General features: G+C 36.5%; 1 protein-coding gene. It reads left to right on the top strand.

Features of this window, described 5'->3' with window-relative positions; all coding sequences use genetic code 11:
- Positions 1-261 precede the first annotated feature (261 nt).
- Positions 262-654 carry a hypothetical protein gene (locus tag L1272_RS23045; RefSeq protein ID WP_235374375.1) on the top strand — a complete coding sequence of 131 codons (393 nt, stop codon included), beginning with the start codon at positions 262-264 and terminating at the stop codon, positions 652-654.
- Positions 655-1,201: the final 547 nt, after the last annotated feature.

Genomic DNA, 1,201 nt, shown 5'->3' with positions numbered 1-1,201 from the left:
ACCAACCTTCGTTACATTGTCAGAGCCGCTACTTTATTCAGGCTCCTAGGATCATCTGGTGATACAGATGGTTCACTCATTAAGCGGTGAACAGCGCTTCATACGACTTCACGTCGCACGCCCCAAAGTGAGTTAACGTAATTACTCTAAGGACAGCTTTGAGGAGTTTAATGAAGTTATCTTAACTAATTTATGTAGGTATGCTACGGTCTTTGTTTATCGAAAGTTCTGACCACAACTATTATGAATAATAGAGCAATATTGAAAGCATTGGTTCTCGCTTCAATTATGGCAACGATAACGCTTGCACTTTTGGGAGGATATACTCCTCAGACTTCTATTGATGGTGTAACATGGCATCATTATTCGTTTCAATGGATTGATTTATTGTTGTTAATATTGCCAATATTTGTTGTTCCTATCACCTTCATAATTGGCTACCCAACATCTCTTTTGTTATTAAGGTTAAATTTGTTCAACATCTATACGATGTCAATTGTCGGTTCTATATGTGGAATAATGGTCATTTCGATAGTGTTTTATCAGTTTCCTCCACCCGCAATAGTAGCCTTTTATTATGGAGTAGGAGGTTTCGTTGCCTCAACTACAACTTTTTTTACTTATAAATACCTAACAAAAAATATAAATATTTAGTGATTTAGCAATTACCAGCAACAATCTCTTGGTTTAATTAACTTACAATTGAATAAATTTTGCGATCCAACCTAAATAAGCGTTAATTGTTCTTAATGAATACTGACGAGTGAGCATATAGTCTGCAATGTAGTTTAAATAAGGAGAGCGAGTTTTCATTTTCATTCCTTTGAAATAAAGCTGTATATATATACAGCTTTAGCTCAGTCGCTCGTATAGTCAAGAAAACGACCCAATCGCTCGTTTTTATCCTGAGGTAAAAGCGAGAACTCCTAAATTTTAATAACACTGGTAATTAGTTAACAAGTTTGTTAGAAATAATCTAATAAGAAAAACGAGCTACGCTGTGGTAGAAAAACGCGCGATTAGCTCGCTATAAACATGTTATAAGCCACAATAGCCACCGTCACTTTGGAACCCTGCCCGAATTCAGATAATAAGTGCACCACTCATGGTTAAACGGTGAGAAGAGATCAACTGCCTGTTGGTGGTACTCTATCGTCGCCAAACAAACAGAAGCATTTACCATGAGTTACAAGCAGTTGAT

Source organism: Pseudoalteromonas sp. PAST1 (genome assembly GCF_021532515.1).
Taxonomy (GTDB): domain Bacteria; phylum Pseudomonadota; class Gammaproteobacteria; order Enterobacterales; family Alteromonadaceae; genus Pseudoalteromonas; species Pseudoalteromonas simplex.
The sequence above is the reverse complement of the archived record's forward strand: the minus strand, read 5'-3'. Positions and strand labels throughout refer to the sequence as shown.